General features: G+C 68.3%; 20 protein-coding genes and 1 pseudogene. 10 read left to right on the forward strand and 11 right to left on the reverse strand.

The features are described 5' to 3' along the window. The first annotated feature begins 100 nt into the window (after nt 1–100). From AB0G14_RS32035 to AB0G14_RS32050, 4 genes are all read left to right on the forward strand, one after another. On the forward strand, nt 101–511 hold the full coding sequence (locus AB0G14_RS32035; RefSeq protein WP_357703924.1) for a hypothetical protein: 411 nt from the start codon (nt 101–103) through the stop codon (nt 509–511). A gap of 10 nt (nt 512–521) precedes the next feature. Continuing rightward, entirely contained in the window at nt 522–710 is a 189-nt protein-coding gene (locus AB0G14_RS32040) for a hypothetical protein (protein WP_357703926.1), read from the forward strand. Between the two features lie 357 nt (nt 711–1,067). Next, a complete protein-coding gene (locus AB0G14_RS32045) occupies nt 1,068–1,709 on the forward strand; it encodes a hypothetical protein (protein WP_357703928.1) in 642 nt (213 codons plus the stop codon). 131 nt (nt 1,710–1,840) lie between these two features. Beyond that, nucleotides 1,841–3,163, forward strand: a complete 1,323-nt coding sequence (locus AB0G14_RS32050; RefSeq protein WP_357703930.1) for an inositol-3-phosphate synthase — start codon at nt 1,841–1,843, stop codon at nt 3,161–3,163. Nucleotides 3,164–3,382: 219 nt separating this feature from the next. Here the strand turns inward: AB0G14_RS32050 and AB0G14_RS32055 are convergent, their stop codons facing one another. The 3 genes from AB0G14_RS32055 to AB0G14_RS32065 form a co-directional block, all read right to left on the reverse strand. After that, complete coding sequence (locus AB0G14_RS32055) at nt 3,383–3,778, reverse strand: HEAT repeat domain-containing protein (RefSeq protein ID WP_357703932.1); 396 nt, start codon at nt 3,776–3,778, stop codon at nt 3,383–3,385. Nucleotides 3,779–3,932: 154 nt separating this feature from the next. After that, nucleotides 3,933–4,733, reverse strand: coding sequence for a hypothetical protein (locus AB0G14_RS32060; RefSeq protein WP_357703934.1), 801 nt, complete (start codon nt 4,731–4,733; stop codon nt 3,933–3,935). A 171-nt stretch (nt 4,734–4,904) separates the two neighbouring features. Then, nucleotides 4,905–5,513: a hypothetical protein gene (locus AB0G14_RS32065; RefSeq protein ID WP_357703936.1), complete on the reverse strand. Its 609-nt coding sequence runs from the start codon at nt 5,511–5,513 to the stop codon at nt 4,905–4,907. A gap of 74 nt (nt 5,514–5,587) precedes the next feature. Here AB0G14_RS32065 and AB0G14_RS32070 point away from each other — a divergent pair, with 74 nt between their 5' ends. Continuing rightward, nucleotides 5,588–5,791, forward strand: coding sequence for a hypothetical protein (locus AB0G14_RS32070; RefSeq protein WP_357703938.1), 204 nt, complete (start codon nt 5,588–5,590; stop codon nt 5,789–5,791). A gap of 1,401 nt (nt 5,792–7,192) precedes the next feature. Continuing rightward, nucleotides 7,193–7,483 (forward strand): hypothetical protein, encoded by a 291-nt coding sequence (locus AB0G14_RS32075; RefSeq protein ID WP_357703940.1) that lies wholly within the window; start codon nt 7,193–7,195, stop codon nt 7,481–7,483. A 253-nt stretch (nt 7,484–7,736) separates the two neighbouring features. Here AB0G14_RS32075 and AB0G14_RS32080 read toward each other — a convergent pair whose 3' ends face one another. The 3 genes from AB0G14_RS32080 to AB0G14_RS32090 form a co-directional block, all read right to left on the reverse strand. Next, nucleotides 7,737–8,069 (reverse strand): hypothetical protein, encoded by a 333-nt coding sequence (locus AB0G14_RS32080; protein ID WP_357703942.1) that lies wholly within the window; start codon nt 8,067–8,069, stop codon nt 7,737–7,739. 318 nt (nt 8,070–8,387) lie between these two features. After that, nucleotides 8,388–8,723 carry a hypothetical protein gene (locus AB0G14_RS32085; RefSeq protein WP_357703944.1) on the reverse strand — a complete coding sequence of 112 codons (336 nt, stop codon included), beginning with the start codon at nt 8,721–8,723 and terminating at the stop codon, nt 8,388–8,390. Between the two features lie 21 nt (nt 8,724–8,744). Further along, nucleotides 8,745–8,912 (reverse strand): hypothetical protein, encoded by a 168-nt coding sequence (locus AB0G14_RS32090; protein WP_357703946.1) that lies wholly within the window; start codon nt 8,910–8,912, stop codon nt 8,745–8,747. Nucleotides 8,913–9,421: 509 nt separating this feature from the next. On the opposite strand from AB0G14_RS32090, the gene AB0G14_RS32095 reads away from it, so the two are divergent. After that, nucleotides 9,422–10,714 (forward strand): TerB family tellurite resistance protein, encoded by a 1,293-nt coding sequence (locus AB0G14_RS32095; protein WP_357703948.1) that lies wholly within the window; start codon nt 9,422–9,424, stop codon nt 10,712–10,714. Next, the gene (locus AB0G14_RS32100) at nt 10,704–12,101 is read left to right on the forward strand and encodes a hypothetical protein (protein WP_357703950.1); all 1,398 of its coding nucleotides are present in this window, start codon (nt 10,704–10,706) and stop codon (nt 12,099–12,101) included. Before AB0G14_RS32095 ends, AB0G14_RS32100 begins: the two co-directional genes overlap by 11 nt. 182 nt (nt 12,102–12,283) lie before the next feature. Here the strand turns inward: AB0G14_RS32100 and AB0G14_RS32105 are convergent, their stop codons facing one another. Next, nucleotides 12,284–13,162 carry a macro domain-containing protein gene (locus AB0G14_RS32105; RefSeq protein ID WP_357703952.1) on the reverse strand — a complete coding sequence of 293 codons (879 nt, stop codon included), beginning with the start codon at nt 13,160–13,162 and terminating at the stop codon, nt 12,284–12,286. Nucleotides 13,163–13,205: 43 nt separating this feature from the next. On the opposite strand from AB0G14_RS32105, the pseudogene AB0G14_RS32110 reads away from it, so the two are divergent. Both AB0G14_RS32110 and AB0G14_RS32115 read left to right on the forward strand, forming a co-directional pair. Beyond that, nucleotides 13,206–13,316, forward strand: a pseudogene (locus tag AB0G14_RS32110) (hypothetical protein); the annotation flags it as partial. An 86-nt stretch (nt 13,317–13,402) separates the two neighbouring features. Further along, the gene (locus tag AB0G14_RS32115; protein WP_357703954.1) at nt 13,403–13,948 is read left to right on the forward strand and encodes a hypothetical protein; all 546 of its coding nucleotides are present in this window, start codon (nt 13,403–13,405) and stop codon (nt 13,946–13,948) included. A 137-nt stretch (nt 13,949–14,085) separates the two neighbouring features. On the opposite strand, the gene AB0G14_RS32120 is transcribed toward AB0G14_RS32115, so the two are convergent. From AB0G14_RS32120 to AB0G14_RS32135, 4 genes are all read right to left on the reverse strand, one after another. Continuing rightward, the gene (locus tag AB0G14_RS32120) at nt 14,086–14,721 is read right to left on the reverse strand and encodes a helix-turn-helix domain-containing protein (protein ID WP_357703956.1); all 636 of its coding nucleotides are present in this window, start codon (nt 14,719–14,721) and stop codon (nt 14,086–14,088) included. Between the two features lie 623 nt (nt 14,722–15,344). Further along, a complete protein-coding gene (locus AB0G14_RS32125; RefSeq protein WP_357703962.1) occupies nt 15,345–16,256 on the reverse strand; it encodes a DUF2637 domain-containing protein in 912 nt (303 codons plus the stop codon). A gap of 381 nt (nt 16,257–16,637) precedes the next feature. Beyond that, complete coding sequence (locus AB0G14_RS32130; protein ID WP_357703958.1) at nt 16,638–17,525, reverse strand: replication-relaxation family protein; 888 nt, start codon at nt 17,523–17,525, stop codon at nt 16,638–16,640. 669 nt (nt 17,526–18,194) lie between these two features. Beyond that, nucleotides 18,195–18,992 carry a DeoR family transcriptional regulator gene (locus AB0G14_RS32135; RefSeq protein WP_357703960.1) on the reverse strand — a complete coding sequence of 266 codons (798 nt, stop codon included), beginning with the start codon at nt 18,990–18,992 and terminating at the stop codon, nt 18,195–18,197. Nucleotides 18,993–19,319 lie beyond the last annotated feature (327 nt).

The following is a 19,319-nucleotide window of genomic DNA, read 5'->3' on the forward strand; positions in this document are numbered from 1 at the left end:
CCGTCAACTCATCCACCGCGCCCGCACCCTCTACCGCTGGGACACACGCCCCACCACCCGCAGGCTCAGGTAACACCTATCGCCGGTCGCTCTTAACATCGTGCCGCACGACAACGCGTACACCTGGGCCGCGAAGCGGCCCTACACGGTCAACACGGCGACGCGGGCGCTGGAAGTCGGCAACGTCGTCGCGATCGAGCAACTCACCCCGGCGCTGGAGAAGGCCGCGGCGAAAGCGCCGACTCTGCTGTTCGCCAAGCACTCCGATACGGTGCTGCGGCACCTCGGCATCGACGACCAGGTGTTGCGGGCGGTACGCACGATCATCGACAAGCGGCAGCTGGACGCATCGGCACGCTGCTGCCCGAGGACCAGTTCGAGGTGCTGCAGTACCTCGCCGAGGGCTTCACGCCGGACGAGGCCTACCGCGACGTCGTGGCCCAGCGCCGGCCGGTGGACGCGACGCCAGAGCCAACCGAAAGCCTGGAATCGCGATCGCCAACACCCATAGCCGGATCACCTTGGTCACCAACCCGGACGAGCTCGCCGAGATCCTCGACAAGCCCTTCGCCGCCTGGCGGGTGTTCCTGCACCCTTCGCAGCGGCGGGTTGCCTACCGGGTCTCCTACAAAGGACCGGCCCAGGTGACAGGCGGTCCGGGCACGGGCGAGACGGTGGTGGTCCGACCAGGCACGCGCCGACCAGGATGACTCAGCGGTACGCCATCCACCTGCCCGTGGTCGCCGCCGACCTGCCCGCCGCGCAACGCCTCGCCCGGGACGGTGGCGCTGCGTGGTGTGCCGCTGGATGTCGGCTGCTCCCGCCCGGTCCGCCTCACCGACACCGCCATGCGGCTGGGACTGCTTCACTGCCCCAGCGGTTCGGCGGTGGCCGGTCGCGGACGGGGCTCACGGCGAATCCGGCCGTGCTCCGTTCGCGCCCGCCGGCGCTTTTGAGGGCCCTCGTCGTCATGCCCTGATCACCCTCGGTTTGTAGAAGGTGGTTGACAAACTGTGTTCGAGGGCTACTTTGTAGATGATGTTCTACAAGGAGGGGGTGGAGGGCACGTGGTGCGAGAGATGCTCAGCGTGGCCGACATCGCGGCCATGTTCGGCGTCGAGCCGAAGACGGTCAGCATGTGGCGGTTGCGGTACCCGGAGTTTCCGGAACCGGATGTCGTCGTCGGCGGCATGGCGGGCTGGGATCCCGAACGAGCCGAGGAGATCCGTGTCTGGGAGAGCCGGCGCCCCGGGCAGGGGCGGCGCGCGATGCTGGCCGAGCACATCCAGGAGACGTTGCGCCGGACGTTCATCTTCAGGTTCATGCGCCCGGACGACTTCGCCTGGGCGCCGATCGACTTCCCCGGCATCGAGTACGAAGACGGGCGACTCGCGGACGGCATGCAGGCCAAGGCGGCAGAGCACCTGATCGGCGCGCTTCGCGACCAGGGCTACGAGATCGTCTTCCAGGACTCCGCCACCGACGTGACGGAGGCCGTGCGGCACGTGCTCTGGGACCGGTGGACCGCGGCGGAGGTCGGGGAGAACGAGTTTATCGGGCAGTTGTTTGACGACTACGGACGGATCTACCGCGGCTGTACGGCCTTCGACGCCGCCTCCTACACCCTGCAGCGGCTCGCAGCACTCGGCGGCGAGATCCGCTCCGTGCGCGAATCGTCACCACAGGCGCGAGCCCGCCGGCCGCGATAGCGGGTTGCCCGGCCCTCGATCACGACAGTCCAGCGTCGGCGGATGTCGACCCGACGCACGAGCACCCGCTGAACGACGTCGAACAGAAATCGAGCTGTCAGCGCGGCAGCATCCTGGAGGCTGGAGACTTCGTGGAGACATCGAAGCACCACATCGAGCCCGCCGTCGGCAGGCTGGGCGTCCTGACAGTTGGGCTCGGCGCCGTGGCGTCGACCTTCATCGCCGGCGTCGAGCTGATCAGGCGCGGCCTCGCTGAGCCTGTCGGCTCGCTCACCCAGATGGGCACCATTCGCCTCGGCACGCGGACCGAGCACCGGGTGCCGCTCATTCGCGACTTCGTGCCGCTGGCCGGCCTCGACCAGCTGGTCTTCGGTGCCTGGGACCCGATCTCCGACACGGCCTACGAGGCCGCGCTCAAGTGCGGTGTGCTCGACCGCTATGCCCACATCGAACCGATCGCAGCCGCGCTGAAGGAGATCGAGCCCATGCCGGCCGTCTTCGACCAGCGCTACGTGCGGCGACTCGACGGCACCAACGTCAAGCCCGCAGCGACCAAGCGGGAGCAGGCCGAGGCCATTCGCAGGGACATCCGCGAGTTCAGAGCGAAACACTCCTGCGACCGGCTGGTCGTGATCTGGTGCGCGTCCACCGAGACCTACATCGAGCCCGGCCCGGCCCACCAGAGACTGGCAACGTTCGAAGCCGCGATGGACGCAGACGACGACAGCGTCACGCCCTCGATGCTCTACGCGTACGCGGCGCTCACCGAGGGCGTCCCGTTCCTCAACGGCGCACCGAATCTCACCACCGACATGCCGGCACTCACGGAACTCGCCCACACCGCCGGCGTGCCGATCGGAGGCAAGGACTTCAAGACGGGGCAGACCCTTCTGAAGACCGTGCTGGCGCCGATGTTGAAGGCCCGCATGCTCGGGCTTCAGGGCTGGTACTCGACCAACATCCTGGGTAACCGCGACGGCGAGGTGCTGGACGACCCCGACAGCTTCCGCACCAAGGAAAAGTCCAAGCTCGGCGTGCTGGAGCACATCCTGCAGCCGAACCTCCACCCCGAACTCTACGGCGACTTCTACCACAAGGTACGCATCAACTACTACCCGCCTCGCGGCGACCATAAGGAGGGCTGGGACAACATCGACATCGTCGGCTGGCTCGGCTATCCGATGCAGATCAAGGTCGACTTCCTGTGCCGTGACTCGATCCTGGCTGCTCCTCTGGTGCTCGACCTGGTGCTCTTCACGGACCTGGCCCAGCGAGCGGGGCTCAGGGGCGTGCAGGAGTGGCTGTCGTTCTACTTCAAGGACCCGCAGCATGCGCCCAGCGTCTATCCCGAGCACGACCTGTTCATCCAACAGACCAAGCTGAAGAACACCCTCCGCTGGCTGATGGGCGAGGAGCAGATCACCCACCTGGGGGCCGAGTACTACCAGGACTGAAACGCCGGTCGCATCCGCCGGCCGACGAGCGCCGCCGGCCGACGAGCGCCGCCGGCCGACGAGCGCCGCCGGCCGACGAGCGCCGCCGGCCGACGAGCGCCGCCGGCAGGCGGGCGCCACCGGCCCGCCAACATAATCGACGGTACGAAGTGCGGCGAGCCGATGTGATTCGGGCACCCCTACGGTGTCGGACGCGCTCGCAGCCTCTGCTCGTCCAGATCAGCGCATCGAATCAGGTCCTGGAAATCCAGATCGGTTGTTCCGGTGCTGCCACAGCAGTCGTCGAGCCTCCCTGGTGTCCAGAAGGCGCAGCCCACGTTCCGCCCTTGAGCTGAACATCTCGTCGTCGTTCAGCAGCTCCGCGGCCAGCACCTCGAACGCCTGAGCCGACCGAGTCTCTCCGATGAGCTCCAGAAGCAGGAACCGGGTCCGGTAGTCAGCCTCCTGACCGTACGCGTCGAGCAACTCCTGGACATGCTGTCGAGCCGTGTCCCGCAGTAGCGCGAACCCGTCCTCCATCGCCTGCGGATCACGGCTGCGCATCATGGCCAGCGAGCGGTTGAAGTTTCCGGTCGCACTGCGCAAGGCACGTGCGCGTGCGCGCTCGTAGTCCATCGACCGAGGCTACCGATGTCGAGAGCATCCCCACACGCCCATCGGGGCCAGCTACCCACCGATGACACCGAGCTCTTTGCACCCTCTGCCCGAACCGGTTCGCTCACGGCGCCAGCCCGAAGATCAAGTGACGTTGGAGTGTGAGCCGCTGGTTTCAGGAGCAGCGGCACATTCCCAGAAGTGACGGGACCACCCCGCACGCGAAGCAGGCATCCGGATGAGGTGCACGCTCGACCGGACGCGACACCGGAGCCGGCAGGCTGCGAAGCGAGGGGCCGGTTCGCGGCGGAAGGGGGTGCGCGAGGAGGGCCGCTTGTACCTGCTCCTGGGTGACCATCGGCCAGCCGCGTTTGCGTACCTCCTTGGTCAGCCGCTTGATGCCGAGCTGCGGGTGCCTGGCCTGGGCGGCGTGAGCCACCTTGGCGAGCGCCTGTGGCACAGAGACAGCCCCATCGTTGCTCGCTGGCTTCCGGGTCGCGGTGGGTGGACTGATTATGGTGATGGTGCCGTACGACTGCTGCTTCTTCTTGACGGGTTCGACTCTTCGCGGCGCCGAGGGACTCGGTGCCGGCGGTTTCCCGGTCTGTGCGGGGTAGGCACGCAGCGCCGCTCGGACCTGGTCGGCGGAGACCCCGGGCCAGCCGCTCTGCGCAAGATGCCGGGCGATTGTCGTGTCCTTGATACCGCGCATTCGCGCCTTCAGCGCGCGGGCGGCGTCCGCCAATTCCTGCTGCCTGGGTCTGCTTCGATGATTCGGGCCGGCCGGGGCGGACCTGGGCGCGCGTTGACGCGCCGGACTGGTGGTGGCGGCGCGGCCCTTGGACTGAAGTCGGTCGAGCCAGACGTCGGGCGTCCGGTCGGGCAGGTCGTCGTTCTCCCAGTCGTGCCGGAAATCGCTCGAACCTCGCCCCTCCGCGTTGGCGTACCAGTCGTTGACGGTGCGCTTGATTACCACGCTGCCCTCCGCTGCCGTCGGCGCAAGGAATCACCCGCGAAACGACCCGGCGAGGGTTAACGCGGCATGCAGGAAACTCGATGTTAGGTGGTAGTCGACGCGGTCCGACAGGGCCATTCGTCGCGCTCGGGCAACGAATGGTTGACAGCGCCGGGCAGCTTGGTGCAAGTGTCAACGCTGTTTGTCGGCAGCGCGGACGACGAGGACGGTGCCGTCCCGGCTCAGGGAGAGGACCTCGCCCTGTCTGCGCGACGCCGACCACCTGTCGAAGATTCGCGGTGCCGTCCGCAGGTACTGGCCGATCCGGCCCTCCGCGAGATGCCGGTACAGCTCGCTCTCCACGCCCCGGAACACCTCCAGCGTCCGGCCGCCGGGCAGCGGCGCGAGGTAGCGGCTGCCCTCGGCGCGCAGGCCGTCGCGCAGCGGCAGCGTCTGGGCGGTGTTTGACGCCCACGGCAGATCCGGCTCGAACAGGGCATCCTGCGCCGGCGCCGCCGGCTCCCCGCGCTGCCGGGGCGTGGCATACCCGCGGGCCGCCCCGTTGTCGCCCGAGAAGAGCAGCGTGGTCGCCGCCACCGCCCGCGTCAGGATCTGGGTGAACCAGCCGCGTCGCTCGGCGGGGATGTCGAACACGTCGGGCGCGCCGGGCGGCGGCTCCCCGGCGAGCGGCACCTGCGTGCCGGCCGGCGGGGAGAGCGCCGTCGGTGGGAACCTCCCCGGCGCGGGCGTCGTCGGGGACCGCCGACCGGGCCCGCCAGTCCTGGTCGTCGGGGGCCGCACGCAGCAACTCGTCCAGGTCGTCGTCCGCGCCGGACCACAGCTCGCCGTCACCCGGCGGATCGAGGACGTACGACGTGATCCGGCTTGCGGTCAGGTACGACGCCACCATCAGCGACGGCTGGCAGCGCCCGGCCACCCGCAGCGCGTCGACCTGCACGACCGCCCGCGCCAACTGCTCGTACGCGAAGGTCGGCGACTTGTGGGTGCCCTTGCACTCCAGGATCACGATCTTCACGCCGCTGCGCCGGCCGGAGCTGTGGTGCCCGAGCAGGATGTAGTCCGGCCGCTTCTTGGTCTTCGACGCGGTGTCGACCTCGCCGACGCCGTCGAGGAAGCCGGCCTTCAACGCCACCTCCGCGTCGACGGCGTGGAAAACCCAGTTCGGGTGCTGCCGGCGCAGCACCCTCTTCGCGACCACCAGCGCCAGCCCGATGCCCAACTGCTCGGACTGCGCCACCTTGTGGTGATAGACCACGTTGCCCGCGTGCGGGGACTGGGCGAGACAGCCGTTGCGCGCGGTCAGCGTCGCGCAGTAGCGCACGTGCGCCCAGTGCCGGGCCACCTGGGCCAGGGGCGAGGCGGTCAGGAACGTCGTGGCCACGCCCAACTCGTGCAGCACCTGCGCCGGGCTGGTGAACACCCGGGCCGACCCCCACCGGTGACAGCGCCTTGGTGTACCGGTACGCCTCGCGGTCCTCGGCCTTCTCGGCCTGTCGGCGCACCTCCGCGGCGAGCTCCTCGGAGGACTGGACCGTGAGCGTCGACTCGCGCCCGAGCGATCGTACGAGCGACTCGAGATCCACCCGGCCACCTCCGATACCCGATCACCCGCGTGGTTTCGAACACACAGGGTTATCGAGGAATGTCAGAACGACCGTCTCCGAGGAGGACCGGCAGTTCCTCCGCCACCGGGTCTTCTGCGACCTGCGGCTGCCCGGCGGCCGGCGTTGCGTGCTCCGCGACGGCCACGACGGCGAGTGCTCCCGCCGCCTGCGCCGCTGACGCAACCCGACGAACTGTCATGACACCTGGCCGTTGCGCCGAGTGCAGGGGTGATCGTCAGGCCATTAACGTGCGCAGCACGGGAGGTGGTAGGGGTGGCACGGTGGGACGCCTGGTTCGAGAGGGAGCACCTTGTCGTCCGACGTCGGCGGTTGCTGCCGTGGCGGAAGGCGGACATCAGGTGGATACCGCTGGCCGCGGTCCTCGACATCGGGTCACTCACCGCAGCCGATCATGCGAAGCGACGCGCTCACCTCACCGTCCACGACCCGGCGGCACCGCACCTGACCGAGGTCATCCCGGTCAGGTTCACACCGGAGCAGTGGGAGCACGCCGGCCGGTTCGTGCGGCAGCGGCAAGCGGCGCCGACCGAGCGCCCGCGGCCCGGCGAGGAGGCACCGCCGGAACGGGCGACCTCGCCCCGCCCACCTGCGGACGTCCCGCCACAGTCGCGGCGCCGAGCGCAACCGCCGGCCGCCCTGAGCGCCCACCTCTCGGCCGAGCCGGCGACGAAACCCGCCCCCACCGGCCGGACCGGTCGAGTCTCACCGACGCCATCGCCCAGCTCGGCTACCGCCTCCACGACGCCGGTGATGCGGGCTGGCGATGGCAAGACGCAGGTGTGGCTATGGCTTCAAAACGGGCAGATCCACGCCTCCCTCGTTGCGGTGGGCGGCGTGTCACCGCGCAGGCTGAGCCCCGCCGACGTCGCCCAGTTGCTGCTCGCCGACCCGTCCAGGGCGATGCCAGCCATCCGCACGTTGACCGGCCTCGCCGACAGCGAGCAAGCTCGAGCCCGGCTGCGGAGCTGGCAGCGATCGGACCGGGTCGTCGTCAACCTGAGTGCCTCCGACCTCGCCGGACGGCGGGTCGCCGAGGCCCTACAAAAGCCGGGCCGGAGCAACCCGGACGGCACCGTCCGGACCGTGTCCGGCGGCCTGCCGAGCCTGAACAAGCGCCGCCGGTGAGCGTGATACCAGTCCACCCTCGCAGCCAGGAACCCTCAAGTACTCACTTGGTGTGAACCGTGAACACGAGTGTGGCGTACCGGTCCTGCAGGTCCTGCGGTAGCACGTCGAACGCCCGGTCGTGACCATCGGAGCCAGTACCGGCCACGACTGTGCCCACGTCGGTGATGTCGCAGGGGTCGTCGACGGCGTACCCGTCCTCCGGGCCGTGGTGCCGGGGCGCCGGCGGGCTCGCCGCCCTACGCAGATGCCGTCAGCGCGCTGCGGCGTAGCAGCGTTCGCGCTCCTTCTGCCACAGCACCTCGTCGTCGAGGGTTGCGTACTCGCTGCGCAGCCGGCGGGCGAGCGTGTAGAAGCCCTCGTGCGGCCGGCGGGTGTCCTTGCCGACCACGAGCGCGCTCCAGATCGGGTCGCCTCGTTCAGCGGCCCGCTCCGACACCTGGGCCAGCGGCTGGCTCAGGAAGTTCGCCTGAAGACCGACGCGCTTTGCCAGCGGGCCGTAGCCGATGAGGCCCTCCGCGACGGCAACGCCGTAGAGGATGTCGGCGATCCGATCGACGCGATCCATCTGAAAGATCTCGGGCATGGGGAGAGGCTAATGACGATGATCGACTGTGCGCAACGGGCATGGGACGGCAGCGAGCATCAGGGCGCAGGATCTACCCGATTGGCGTCGTTGCTTCCGTGACAGGTGCGTGAGCGCCGACTGCCGCCCGGGTCGGACGCGTTGGCCTGAACCCCGACGAGGTCCACACGATCCTCGATCGGCCAGACTCTGGTGGCCCGCTAGCCTGAAGGCGGACCACCGGGAGCGAGGAGCAGACCTCACCGCCGCCCTGATTCCTCCGGTTCCATCCGGGTTCCGCCGACGAACCAGGCGCCGCCGATGGGAGGAGGGAGACGCTCAGCCGAGCGGGCTGAAGCTGCGGCCGTCGAGCACGTTGATGAGCTCGTCATCGCGGCTGACCTCGTAACCGCGCTCGCGCAGCTCCGCCACCAGCCCACCCTCGCGGTCGACCGGGATCTCCAGGTAGTCCCCGTTGAGCGCGGTGAACCGGCGCTCGCCGAACCGGTCCTGCAGGTCCTCGGGGAGCAGCTTGAAGGCCCGCTCCGTGACCATCGGGGGCCAGTCCCCCTCCGCGACCGAGTTCAGCTCGTTGATCTCGAACGGCTCGTTGTCGGCGGGATCCTCGTCGGGGAAGTGTTCATCTGGGCCAGCAGGATTCGACAGGTGGGTCATCTGGACCTGGCGGGCTTCTCCTCAGGTACGGGCGGGGGCGAGCGCCTTGATCTCCTCGGCCTCCTGGGCAGCGGTGTTCGCGTCGGCGAAGGCGAGGCAGTCGTGCAGTTGCGCGTGGCCATAAACCAGGCGGCGGGTGGTTGGGTGGTGCGTCGTCATGGCGCACATCGTGCCGTGCAGGTAGGACATCCAAGATCAGGTGTAGATCTGGAGACCGGAAGCGGGATTGGCCATTTCACCGACCGGACGGGCCAAGCTGATCACGAAGGGCTGACGCAGACCTGCGGAACGGGCAAGCCATCTTGTCTGGTCGGACCAGCCGCCTGCGGGACCTCCCTAGCCTGGTCCGCATAGCATCGGCCTGCCCCCTGCGCAGGCTGTACGTGCAGGGAGCGCGGCCCAACCAAGACACGGCCGCCGCCGGCATCGCAGGTGACGGGGGTGAGTGTGGGAGTGGGAGCCGAACGCAAGCTCATCGCCGGGCGATCCCGAAAGATCTTTTCACCTGTTGGTGAGCGTCCTCGACATCGTTCTGGACGACCTCGGCGACGACGAGTGGACCATTCGGACAGGCGCGGACGCCGATACGGCACGGGCGGTTTGTCAGGTGCCGTGGTGAAGGTGAGCAGCCCGGCGGCGGCCGGCCGTTCCGGGGTGGTTCGCCAGGCATTGAGGCGTTCGCTGTGGCTTGCGGCGCCATGGCCGCAGGACGTCGCCATCTCGCGGATGAGGACCAGGGCCGCCCGGAGGATGTGGTCTTGTTGGCGGCAACCGATAGCCTCTCGCCAACTGATGTGAAAGGGATGGCGATGGACCTTCGTGACGTTGGGCTTGAACGGCTGAAGGGCGTCGCCGACGCCGCTGGACGGATGGTTGCCGACAGCACGAGCGCCGCGTGGCAGCTTGTCGCTGATGCTGCTGACGATGCCCAGGAGAGAGTGAAGCAGTCCGCCGAGCAGGTGCAGGCGAAGGTCGCAGATGTCAAGGACGGCCTGTCAGCGTGGTCGTCCCGCAACACCGCTGATTTCGGCGACTTGTCCGCGCTCAGCGCCGACGGGAAGTTGCTCTATTGCCGGGTGTTGGTGAGCTTGGCGCTGGTCGACGGCCTCCTCGACCCTCGCGAGATCGCGAATCTGTACTTGTTCGCATCGACGATCGGTCTCGACGGCGAAGCGCGATCGGAGTTGCGCCGGGAAATCACTGGGGCACAACGCGATGCTGCGAGCGACGCAGGGGTCACCGACGCCACGGTGGAGCTGTCCAGGGAATTGCACGACCTCCTCAAGGAGGATCAGCGCGAGCCGGTGTTCACGGTGCTGGTGCGCGATCTGGTGCGGATCTCGCGTGCTGACAGGCATGCTGCGGACGCCGAGCGTGAGCGGATCGTGCTGGTCGCAGGACTCGTGTTCCCGGAATCAGCTGAGCAAGTCGTGGAGGCAACCGAACGGTTTGTGATTACCGAAGAGGACTTCGCTTCCGGCAAGATCACGACCAGCCAGTTGGAGACCACCACCAAGGACATCGCTGCCAAGGCGGCTGCGTTCGGTGCCCCGATCGCCGCGGTCAGTCTTGCTGGCAGCGTCTCCGGCCTCAGCGGGGCGGGAATCACCTCGGGTCTGGCCGCCCTGGGGTTCGGCGGGTTGCTGGGCTTGAGCGCGATGGTCACCGGGATCGGCACGGTGGTGATTCTCGGCGTCGCGGTCCATCAGGGGGCGCGTTGGATGCTGGCCACCAACGAGCGTGAACGAGAGAATCGGCGGGAGCATCTGATTCAGCAGGTCATCAAGAATCACCAGCAGGCGATGGCCGAGCTCACCGACGACATCGCGGGGCTCGCTCACCGGATGGAGGCCTACCTCACCCAGACCACGAGGAACGAAGAGCGACTCGCCACGCTCAAGGCTGAGTTGGTCGCCTTTCAGTCGGCCCTGGTGAATCTGCAGACCAGCCAGGAGGCCTTCGAACGTCGGGAGCCGCTCCGTGTCGGGTGACCAGCATTCGGCTGCCGCTGCGGTCGTGGCTTACCAGGCCGTCACGCTGACCGAACTGCGGAGCTTGTTCGACCAGGTGGAAATCGACCTCAAGGAGGCCCTCGAACGCGAACGCCGCGTCAGCGACACCCTGGACTCGGTCGAATCCGAGTTGGATGCGGTGCGCGCCCGTCTCCACGCACTGGGTGTTCTCGTACCAGCCCAAACGTCCCAGCCGATGGCGGCGGCCACTGTGAGTGTCGAGACACCGCGCCACCCCCGTTACGCCGTGCCCATCGTTCCGACTGAGAGCGACTTCGATCAGCTCGTCAGGCTTGCCGAAGCCCGGTTGGATCTGCTGGGTATCGATCTGACCCGGGACCCGCTCCAGCAGGTTCTTCCCCCCGGCCAGATAGCTCGCAGCCTGCGCAGCTACACCGAGGAACATGGCGACATCAGCTGGGACAAGACCGACTGGACGGTCGTCCTGGTTGCCGGAGCCCTCGCGACCCTCCTTGACGTCATCCTCGTACGCATCCCCCAAGACTCCACCTTCCTCGGCGAGAAGCAGACCGGATCGCCGCTCACCAAATGGCTCAAGGACAAGGATCGGGCTCAAGACGTGCACGCCCGATTCTTCAAGAGGTTCGAGAAGCTGGCCAAAGTGCCCTATGACGCCCCGACCACGAAGGCCACCGAAGGCCTGGTCAGCGGCATGCGGCCCGCTACCCATCGGCTCCAGAGCCTCGGCCACGATCCGGCCCTGGGTTTCCTCCACGGCGTGGCAGATCTCATGCACGGCACCGGCACCTACATCGACAAGGCAGGGCAACTGATCCAAGTCGCCACCAACCACGATCCGGTCGACCTGATCACCGCCCTCATCACCCAGGTGCGCCATCTGCTTTCGGATGTCTACACACCTGCCGGCCTGCAGCCCCCGTTCTTCAGCCTGCTTCAACTCGGCCAGGTCAATTCGCCGTTCGCACTGGGCCCCTCCGGCCTCAAGGTGCCCTGGACCGACGTCGCCCGCTACATGTATACGAACGGCTACGACCTGCGCCACTTCTTCACAATGGGCATTACGCCTGGCGTCGTGTCCGCGATCATCCGCGGATACTGGCTTCTCAAGAGCTACGCCACCGGCGGTAGCGCAGCGCAACGGAAGCTGGAGCACGCCAAACTCACCTCCATGCTGCTGCTCGGGCACACCATCGCCACCTCAGGCACGCTTCTCAAGACCGGGCTGCTGTTCGGCATGAACCCGGCCGCCCTCAACTACAGCCAGATTCTCGCCATGGCGCCCGCCACCATCGCCTGGTTCAGAGAAGCCATCGTCCGCGACCATCGAATCAATCAAGCCCTGGAGAAGGAATGGGAATCGCTCCTCACCGAATCCGAGGGGTAATCGTGATCAGCGAGTAGAGTCACGAAACTGGGCAGGCTGTCAATCTGACTCGCCTCACGGCGGCTTTCCTTCAGAGAATCCCGTACAGGTCCAGGCCGTCGGGCTTCCTCGTCTTCGACCGGTTACACATAGCGAAAGTCCTCACGAGGGCTCGGAGGAACACGCGTCCCTCCGGAGGGTGCTCAATTCTCCTGGAGCGCCTTGGAATCGCGTAGCGCGGCGTACCGGTCGAGCAAGATCGGCACACCCGTGTGTGCCCACCACGGAAGGTGAACGGCGCCAGCGGACATGCCATGGCCTGGGTCGAACTCGGGGAGATAAATCGCTGCGGTGTTGTCATGCCACGGTTTGGATTCGCGGTTGGTGAGCGGTTCGCCAACGACCTGCTCGATGGCGTCGGAGATGAGCGTCCGTAGGGTGAACCAGTCGTCTGGCAGCGGCGTGCCGGCGAACCGCGCGCGAAGTTCCCGCCACAGGTAGGAATCGCCGCGTAGGCTGAACTGAATCGGCTCGCGTTCGAACAAGGAGCCGACCGTGCCTGTGCCGACGGGCGGCGGACAGTGAACCCAGAGCAGCGCACGGACCTGCTTGTACACGGCTCCGGCGGATGCGACAAGTCGTACCTCGGTGACCCGGGTCTTAGCAGCCGCGATGGTCTCGATCGCCGCCGCGATGGCGTCGGCGCGCGGCCAGCCGTAGGCGCCCGTGCTGATCAGCGGAAATGCGACGCTGAGCGCGCCGAGCTCGTCGGCGACTTCCAGCGCGCGCCGGTAGCACGCCTCCAACAGGGAGCGGTCGCGCTGCCCGGCACTGTAATTCGGGCCGACCGTGTGGATGACCCACCGGGCGGGCAGATCCCCTGCCGTCGTCCAACCGGCGTCGCCAGTGGCGAGGCCGTTCGGAAATCGGGCGATGCAGTCACGCAAGATGGCCGGGCCTCCGCGGCCATGGATGGCGCCATCCACGCCACCCCCTCCGCGCATAGCCGTGTTCGCCGCGTTGACTATGGCATCAACTTCCTGCGTTGTGATGTCCCCAAGGACGGCGGTGATGACTGGCACGTCCTTATTCTCCCCGTAGCACCGGCTACAGTCCCAGGGCCATCTGGTCCAACGTCTCGCGCCGCTCGCCCAGCGGCTCGCCACCGACCTCGGCCCGGAGCCGCGTTGGGACAACCCCCGCGCCACCCAGCTACGACTGCCCGGCTTCACCACCGACGCGCTCGTCGACCACGGCCGACGGGTACGAGCCATCCATGCCAGCGCCGCAGTTGATGCCCCGGCGATGACAAGTACCTCGCCATGCTGGCCCGCGCCGTCACCGGTGCGCTCGGCGGCCAGGTGGGCGTGGCACCTCGCATCTACCTCAAGAAGCTCGTCGCCGACGTCCTCGACCGCGTCGATAAGTTCACCGACTGGCGATCCGCGCCAGCACTACCAGCTCACGCTGCGAACCGACGAACTGACCGACGTCGAGCGCGGAACTGCTGGAGGTTCTTGAAGGCCGTCATGCCGACGTCATCACCGCCGAGGCGATCCTCAAGCGGCAGAAGCGGGCAGCGGCGGTGCCGCTGCGAAGGTGGCGTACGTGGCGGATGCCGACCTCGTTCGGAGCGGGTACGGAGATGGTTCGGGTCGGCGTCCAGATCCCGCTCGCGGCGTCCTGCCCAGCGGCCGCGACGTCACCGACCGCTTCGCGGCGTAGGCAGTCATGCTTCTGCACAGAGCGCTGTGCGTTCGGCGAATGCCTTCATCAGTGGGCGCAACGGTTGCCTTTGGTCGGCGTTGGTCGAATACCCAGCTGGCCGAGACCGGTCGTGCCTGACCGAAAGATCCTCGACGGCCTGACCGAATCGGAGCTCCGAGTGGTACAGGTCGGGCGACCCTGGGTGTGCGGGTGGACGAGCCACTCATGCGCTTGGCAACGACACCAGTGCGGTCGTCGACTGACAGAGACGAGGCGGAGCGCAAGCCCGGCGGTGGCGTCATGATCCACCTGCCAAGAGTTCCGAACGGCATGGTCCGCAGTTGCCGGCGGGGGATCCCCGGTGTCGAGGGCAGTGCGCAATGGGGTTGGTGGGTGGCGCGGTGCCGTGAAACGCGCGCGTGCGCGTACGCGCGCGCGTTTGGTTCTGGACGGTTAAGGACGGTTTATACGACGTGTACGTCGCCCCGTCCGGTCGTGTACGTCGCCCCGTTCGGACGTGTACGTCACCCCGGTCGGGCACCGGGGCGTCATGTGCGTCACCCCGGTTATCCACAGGATCGGGCACCTCGGTGGGGCGCCCGGACTGCGGCTCAGCGAGCGGGTCGAGGGCGTCGGGTAGCGGTCTGCGACGTTCCATGGCGAGGTCCCACACGACGGGTCGGCGGTCGGCCGGGAGGAACGCGGTGTGGCGTTGGTCGCCGCGCCGGATCAGGCCGCGTCGCGCCAACTCGTCAAGGTCGCGTTGTACCGAGCGGACGGACTTGCGGGCGTAGTGGGCGAGCCTGTCCTGTGTGGGGTATGCGGCGCGGCCGTTGGCGTGTGCGTGGTTGGCGAGGCCGATCAGGACGGCGAGGCACTGAGGTGGAACGTCGGGGGCGTGGTTCAGCGCCCAGGTGACCGCTTCGATACTCATGCCCACACCTGCTCGGCTTCCACGTCGACCGAGTCCTCGGCGACGTCAGCGAGGAGTTCGCCGCTGCCGAGGTTGCCAGTGGTGCCAGGGGCGCTCACGGCGTCGCCGTGGACAGTGCGTGCGGCGCTCTGGGCAGAGAGGGTGTGGGTTAACCGTCGCAGGATACGGAGGCGATATGGCACAGGTTCTCCCATGGCAGTGGGGTGGGGATGATCAGGGCGTGTGTTCCTGTGGTGGCCTGCCGCCGAGCACGCGGGAAGTCCGTCTCGCGATGCACGGCCGGTAGATCGATCAGGCACGCCGGCGCAGCCGCCGGGCTGTCCGGGGCGAAGGAGGTGAGCGGGGGCAAAGTCGCAGGTGAGCACCACAGCCGGCGTCGGTAACGCTGCGGGGCACAGGGCGGCGGCGCGGCGATGTCATCAGCGTTTGCCCCTCGACGGGTGGTGTTGGCGCCAGCGGCCGCCACCCAGACCAGCGGATGGCGACCGCGAGCATTGACGCTCGACTCTCCACAAAGATCAAGTCGTCGCCGCCGAGGACAGCCGAGACCCGCGCCGCGCCCCGCCTGGGGCCCCACCATCACGACGAACTTATGGGCTGCTCTGTAGAGCCGATGTTGGTGCTCATGGCGTCGGGGTCCCCGACTCCGGGGTGGGCGAGTGTGGTGTGGGTGGGGCCACCGGTGTGGCGGTGGCTGGCCCCGGGCGTGTAGCCGGCTCGGTGTCGGCTGCCAGACTCGCGGCCGCTTGGTGGTGCGAGCCTGGTGCGCCTGCTGCGGCCTGCTCGGCTTTGAGGATCTTCAGCAACTCCGAGGCCCTGGTGTTGGACACGGTGTGCCCGGCGGCGCGCAGCGCGGCGGCCAGTGCGGCACGGGTCAGTGGCTGCCCATGGGCAGTAAGCCGTTCGTGGACGCGCCGTGCCGCTGGCAGCAGCTCATTGATGCCGGCTGGGTTGTTGGGTGACGGACTGCGGCGCGGTGGTCTGCGCCGGCGGCCCGGTCTCCCGGACTGGTGGGGGTCCGGTCCGTCGGGACGGCGGCCACCATCGGTCTGGTGGACCGTCCGCGTCGGGACGGCCGGGTCCACCGCGCGTGCGCCGGACCGGATGCCTGCTTCCGGTCCGCCGCCTGGTGAAGCGCTGGTGATGGACGGGCTCACCGGGTGGACGGTGGACGGTACGGCAGTGGCCCGGTCGGTCCCGGGCGCCGTACTGGCATAGCCGAGGGCGACCTTGACCATGACGAGGAAACCGAGCGCCGGCACGGCCGCGGCGATCCAGCCGATCGGGGACGGCTCGGCCTCGACGACCTGCGCGGCCAGAGACAGTGTGACCGCGCAGTCCAGCACGGTCGCGGGGAACACAGTCGAGGTGTGGGCGCGTTTGCGGCGGCGCAGCTCCAGGCCGGAGGCGATGGACATCAACTCCAGCACGACCGCGTCAGCCCAGGCCAGCCAGCCGGGTTGGCCGTGGGCGGCGGCGACGTTGTGGACGTGGGTGAAGCTGGCCGCACCAGCCGCCCCACCGATGGCCAGCATGATCACGATCTGGACGCCACCCTCGACTCGACTCGAGCGCGGACCACGGCCCGGATCAGATACCGGTGGCGTAGCGGACCACCTCCCCGGGCGGGACCGCGGCGAAGGCTCCGCCAGCCAAGCTGGATTCGGTAGTGAGGAGGCCGGTCCGGGAGTCCCCGTCGCGGACCGCGACGAACGTGGACCAGCGACCGGTGGTGAACCGGCCGCAGAAGGTGCGGGACCATACCTCCGTCCCGCCGCTGACGGAACGGTCCGCCGCTCTCACCGCGCTGTCAGCCGCCGCGGGCCAAACACTGAGAGAGCAGCGGGAGCGGCCGGACGTTGCTGTCCTGCACGCAGGCGAGGTATCGTCCGCGGTCGCCTGGCCGCTACCGGCCATCACGCCGCCTCGCCCGGGTGGTCCCGGCCATCGACGACGTAGGCAGCCAGATCGGTCAGGCGCCACCGCTGTCCTCCCTCGCCGGGTAGGCCCCAGACCGCCTCGGCGGGACACAGTCCCGCCGACACGGCTTGGTCGCGGGCACCGGTGGCTATGGGAATCCGCGGTGACGTGTCGGCGAGCAGGCGGCGCAGGTTCCGCTCGCGGGCAGCGGAGTGCAGCCAGAACAGCACCGGCCACGCCCGCCCGATCGTGGCGAACAGCTCCCGGTAGCCGGCCAGCTTGCCGACCAGGACCGACAGTTGCTCGCCGCCGGTGTCGTACTCGAAGAAGAACGGCACGGCGGTGCCGTTCTCGGCCCAGAGGCCGTAGCCGTCCGGGCGGACCCGCGGCTGGTAGCCGCGCACCAGACCCGGATCGCCCGGGCCGGTGAACGTGCCGGCCCGCTGGCACACCGCCTCGGGCAACCACTCGCTGAGCTGGGCGTCGGGATGGGTGCGGGCGTAGCCGGCGACTTCGGTGAAAAAGTCGTTCACCCCGAGCCGGTGAGTCAGGGTGCGGCTGGATGTCCACCGCCGCCGTTCGGCACGGGCGTGGTCGCGGCGAGGTGGGCGTTCGTCGCGGCCTGCGGCGACAACCTCGGCGCCGAGCTGGTCGATGACGTAGTGGTACGGGTACGAGCCGCCGTCGGCGCGTTGCGGCCGGAACCGGGCCACCAGCCGCAACCGGTACAGCGTGCGCAGCCGACGCTGGCAGAAGTCCAGCGACGGGAACAGCGCGCGGGCGATCTGGAACGACGTCAGCACGCCGTGGTCGTACAGCCAGCCAAGCAGCACCCGATCGCGGTCGGTCAGCTGCGACTGGACCCGCAGAACCGGATCATCCACCAGCTACCACCTCCCTCCAAGCCGATGCCGCTGCCCAGGGGGAGAGACCCGAGACCAGGCAGGGTCTGTCGCAGGACAAGCCTCCAGCGCTGACAGACGGGCTGAGCTGCGGTGTGAGAGGAAACAAAGGGTCCGTTCGGGGGTCCGGCTGAAGACTGACCCCAACGGGGACATCAAGCCCGACCCCGCAACGGAGGTCAAGCCGGAAACTGTCACCGCCAGCGACCCCGGCGGCGGAGAAATCTGGAGAGAACAAAGAAACTCCTCTGAATGTGAAAGAGTGTTCAGCGCCGCCGGTGTGGCGCCGACAGCGGCACGTCGCGCTGACTGTCGGCCCCGACCAAGGCGCGTGGCCGGACCAGGGAACGCCCGGCAGGTTTCAAGGGATGGGCAGGCACCATCGGCTCTGGAGAGGCCGAGGAAGCCGCCGGCCCACCATCGCGCCGATCAGGCGGATGCGTTCAGCACCCTCCGCCACATCCGCAGCAAGCGCGAGCACGTGCGGGAGATGCTCGAAAACCGGCTTCGCGAGCTGGCGGTGTTTCCCGGGCCGGCGCCTCGGCCCAGAGACGGTAGGGGACAGAGCCACGGCTGTCAGCGGCCAGCGCGGACCCCTGGACGGCCAGTTGAGATGTCACGCCCTGTGTTCGAGCTGGGTGTGAGCCGAGATCAGAAGTCGAGGTCGATCAGCCGCCTGGCGTTGCCGTCCTCGGGCAGGCTCCACACCTGGTCATTGGCCCAGTACCGATACAACATCTCCCTCGTCGTGACAGCGACCCGCGCTCGCAGCGGCTCACGGCCCAGGCCCGCCAGCATTTGCTCTTGACGCTCGATGTCCTGAGCGATGACCAAGACTGCTCCTACCGGAACCACCCCGCCAGTGCGCCGATAGCCGGTCAGCAGCCCGCCAAGCCCCGACGACCGCTTCTCACGCGCGACAGCAGCATCGCCGACGGCGCCTGCGTCGACGTGCACGAGGAACCGTAGACACCGCCCGTCCTCCAGCCAGACGCCGTAGCCGTCGGCCCGCAGATGCGCCAGGTCGTGCTGGCGCAGCCACGCCGAGGTTTCCACGGTCGCCAGCCACTGAAACAGCTCGCACCGCCCCGGATTCCGCCGTGACACCTCGACCAACGGCAGAAACAGCAGGGCATCCGCCAAGCTCGGACGCCGCCGGCCCAGTTGCAGAGGCACCGGCCGCCCCGCCGCTGTCAGGGTGCGGCGGAGCACCTCGACCCCCTCGGCCGTGACCTCGTACCACCAGGTGTGCGTGCGGTCCTCCTCGCAGCGTTCGCGGCGCACCAGCCCTGCCTCATAAAGCCAGACCAGGTCCCGGTGGGCCGTCAGCCGCGACACGTCACAGACCAGCGCCACATCCAGCGTCGACACCGAGCCGTGCTGCGCAAGGAACGACAGGATCCGCCACCGCCGTGGCGGCAACCGCCGCACGGCCGCAAAGTCACCCATCGCCCGATGATCCCCTCACACACCGGCAGCCGGACACACGGTTCCATCCGTCACGGAGGGTAATAATCGAACCAGGCTTCCGGCCCTGCCCGCCGGGCCAACCGCCACCGCAACCGGCGCTCTTGAGCGACCACAGGCACGGCCCCGTCACCGCCGTGCGAGCACCCGCGCCCTTAAACCCGGGTTTTAGGGCCGATTTTGGAGATCACTGTTCAGACAACCAACCGAAGAGCGGAACCTGTCAAGTCAAGTGAGACGTTTTCGTGGTCAGGTGTTCTGTAGATCTGCGGGTTGAGCTGCTGGTTTGTTGATCCACACCGTGGTCGG

It is taken from the genome of Micromonospora sp. NPDC023814 (assembly GCF_040639595.1).
In the GTDB taxonomy this organism is placed as follows: domain Bacteria; phylum Actinomycetota; class Actinomycetes; order Mycobacteriales; family Micromonosporaceae; genus Micromonospora.

Bases quoted from the DNA above. Each gene is read 5' to 3' on its own strand.
- AB0G14_RS32135 (WP_357703960.1), bottom strand. From the start codon at position 18,992: ATGGGTGACTTTGCGGCCGTGCGGCGGTTGCCGCCACGGCGGTGGCGG.
- AB0G14_RS32055 (WP_357703932.1), bottom strand. From the start codon at position 3,778: ATGGACTACGAGCGCGCACGCGCACGTGCCTTGCGCAGTGCGACCGGA.
- AB0G14_RS32120 (WP_357703956.1), bottom strand. From the start codon at position 14,721: ATGAGTATCGAAGCGGTCACCTGGGCGCTGAACCACGCCCCCGACGTT.
- AB0G14_RS32085 (WP_357703944.1), bottom strand. From the start codon at position 8,723: ATGACCCACCTGTCGAATCCTGCTGGCCCAGATGAACACTTCCCCGAC.
- AB0G14_RS32080 (WP_357703942.1), bottom strand. From the start codon at position 8,069: ATGCCCGAGATCTTTCAGATGGATCGCGTCGATCGGATCGCCGACATC.
- AB0G14_RS32090 (WP_357703946.1), bottom strand. From the start codon at position 8,912: ATGTCCTACCTGCACGGCACGATGTGCGCCATGACGACGCACCACCCA.
- AB0G14_RS32115 (WP_357703954.1), top strand. From the start codon at position 13,403: ATGCTGGCCCGCGCCGTCACCGGTGCGCTCGGCGGCCAGGTGGGCGTG.
- AB0G14_RS32125 (WP_357703962.1), bottom strand. From the start codon at position 16,256: ATGCTGGCCATCGGTGGGGCGGCTGGTGCGGCCAGCTTCACCCACGTC.
- AB0G14_RS32095 (WP_357703948.1), top strand. From the start codon at position 9,422: ATGGCCGCAGGACGTCGCCATCTCGCGGATGAGGACCAGGGCCGCCCG.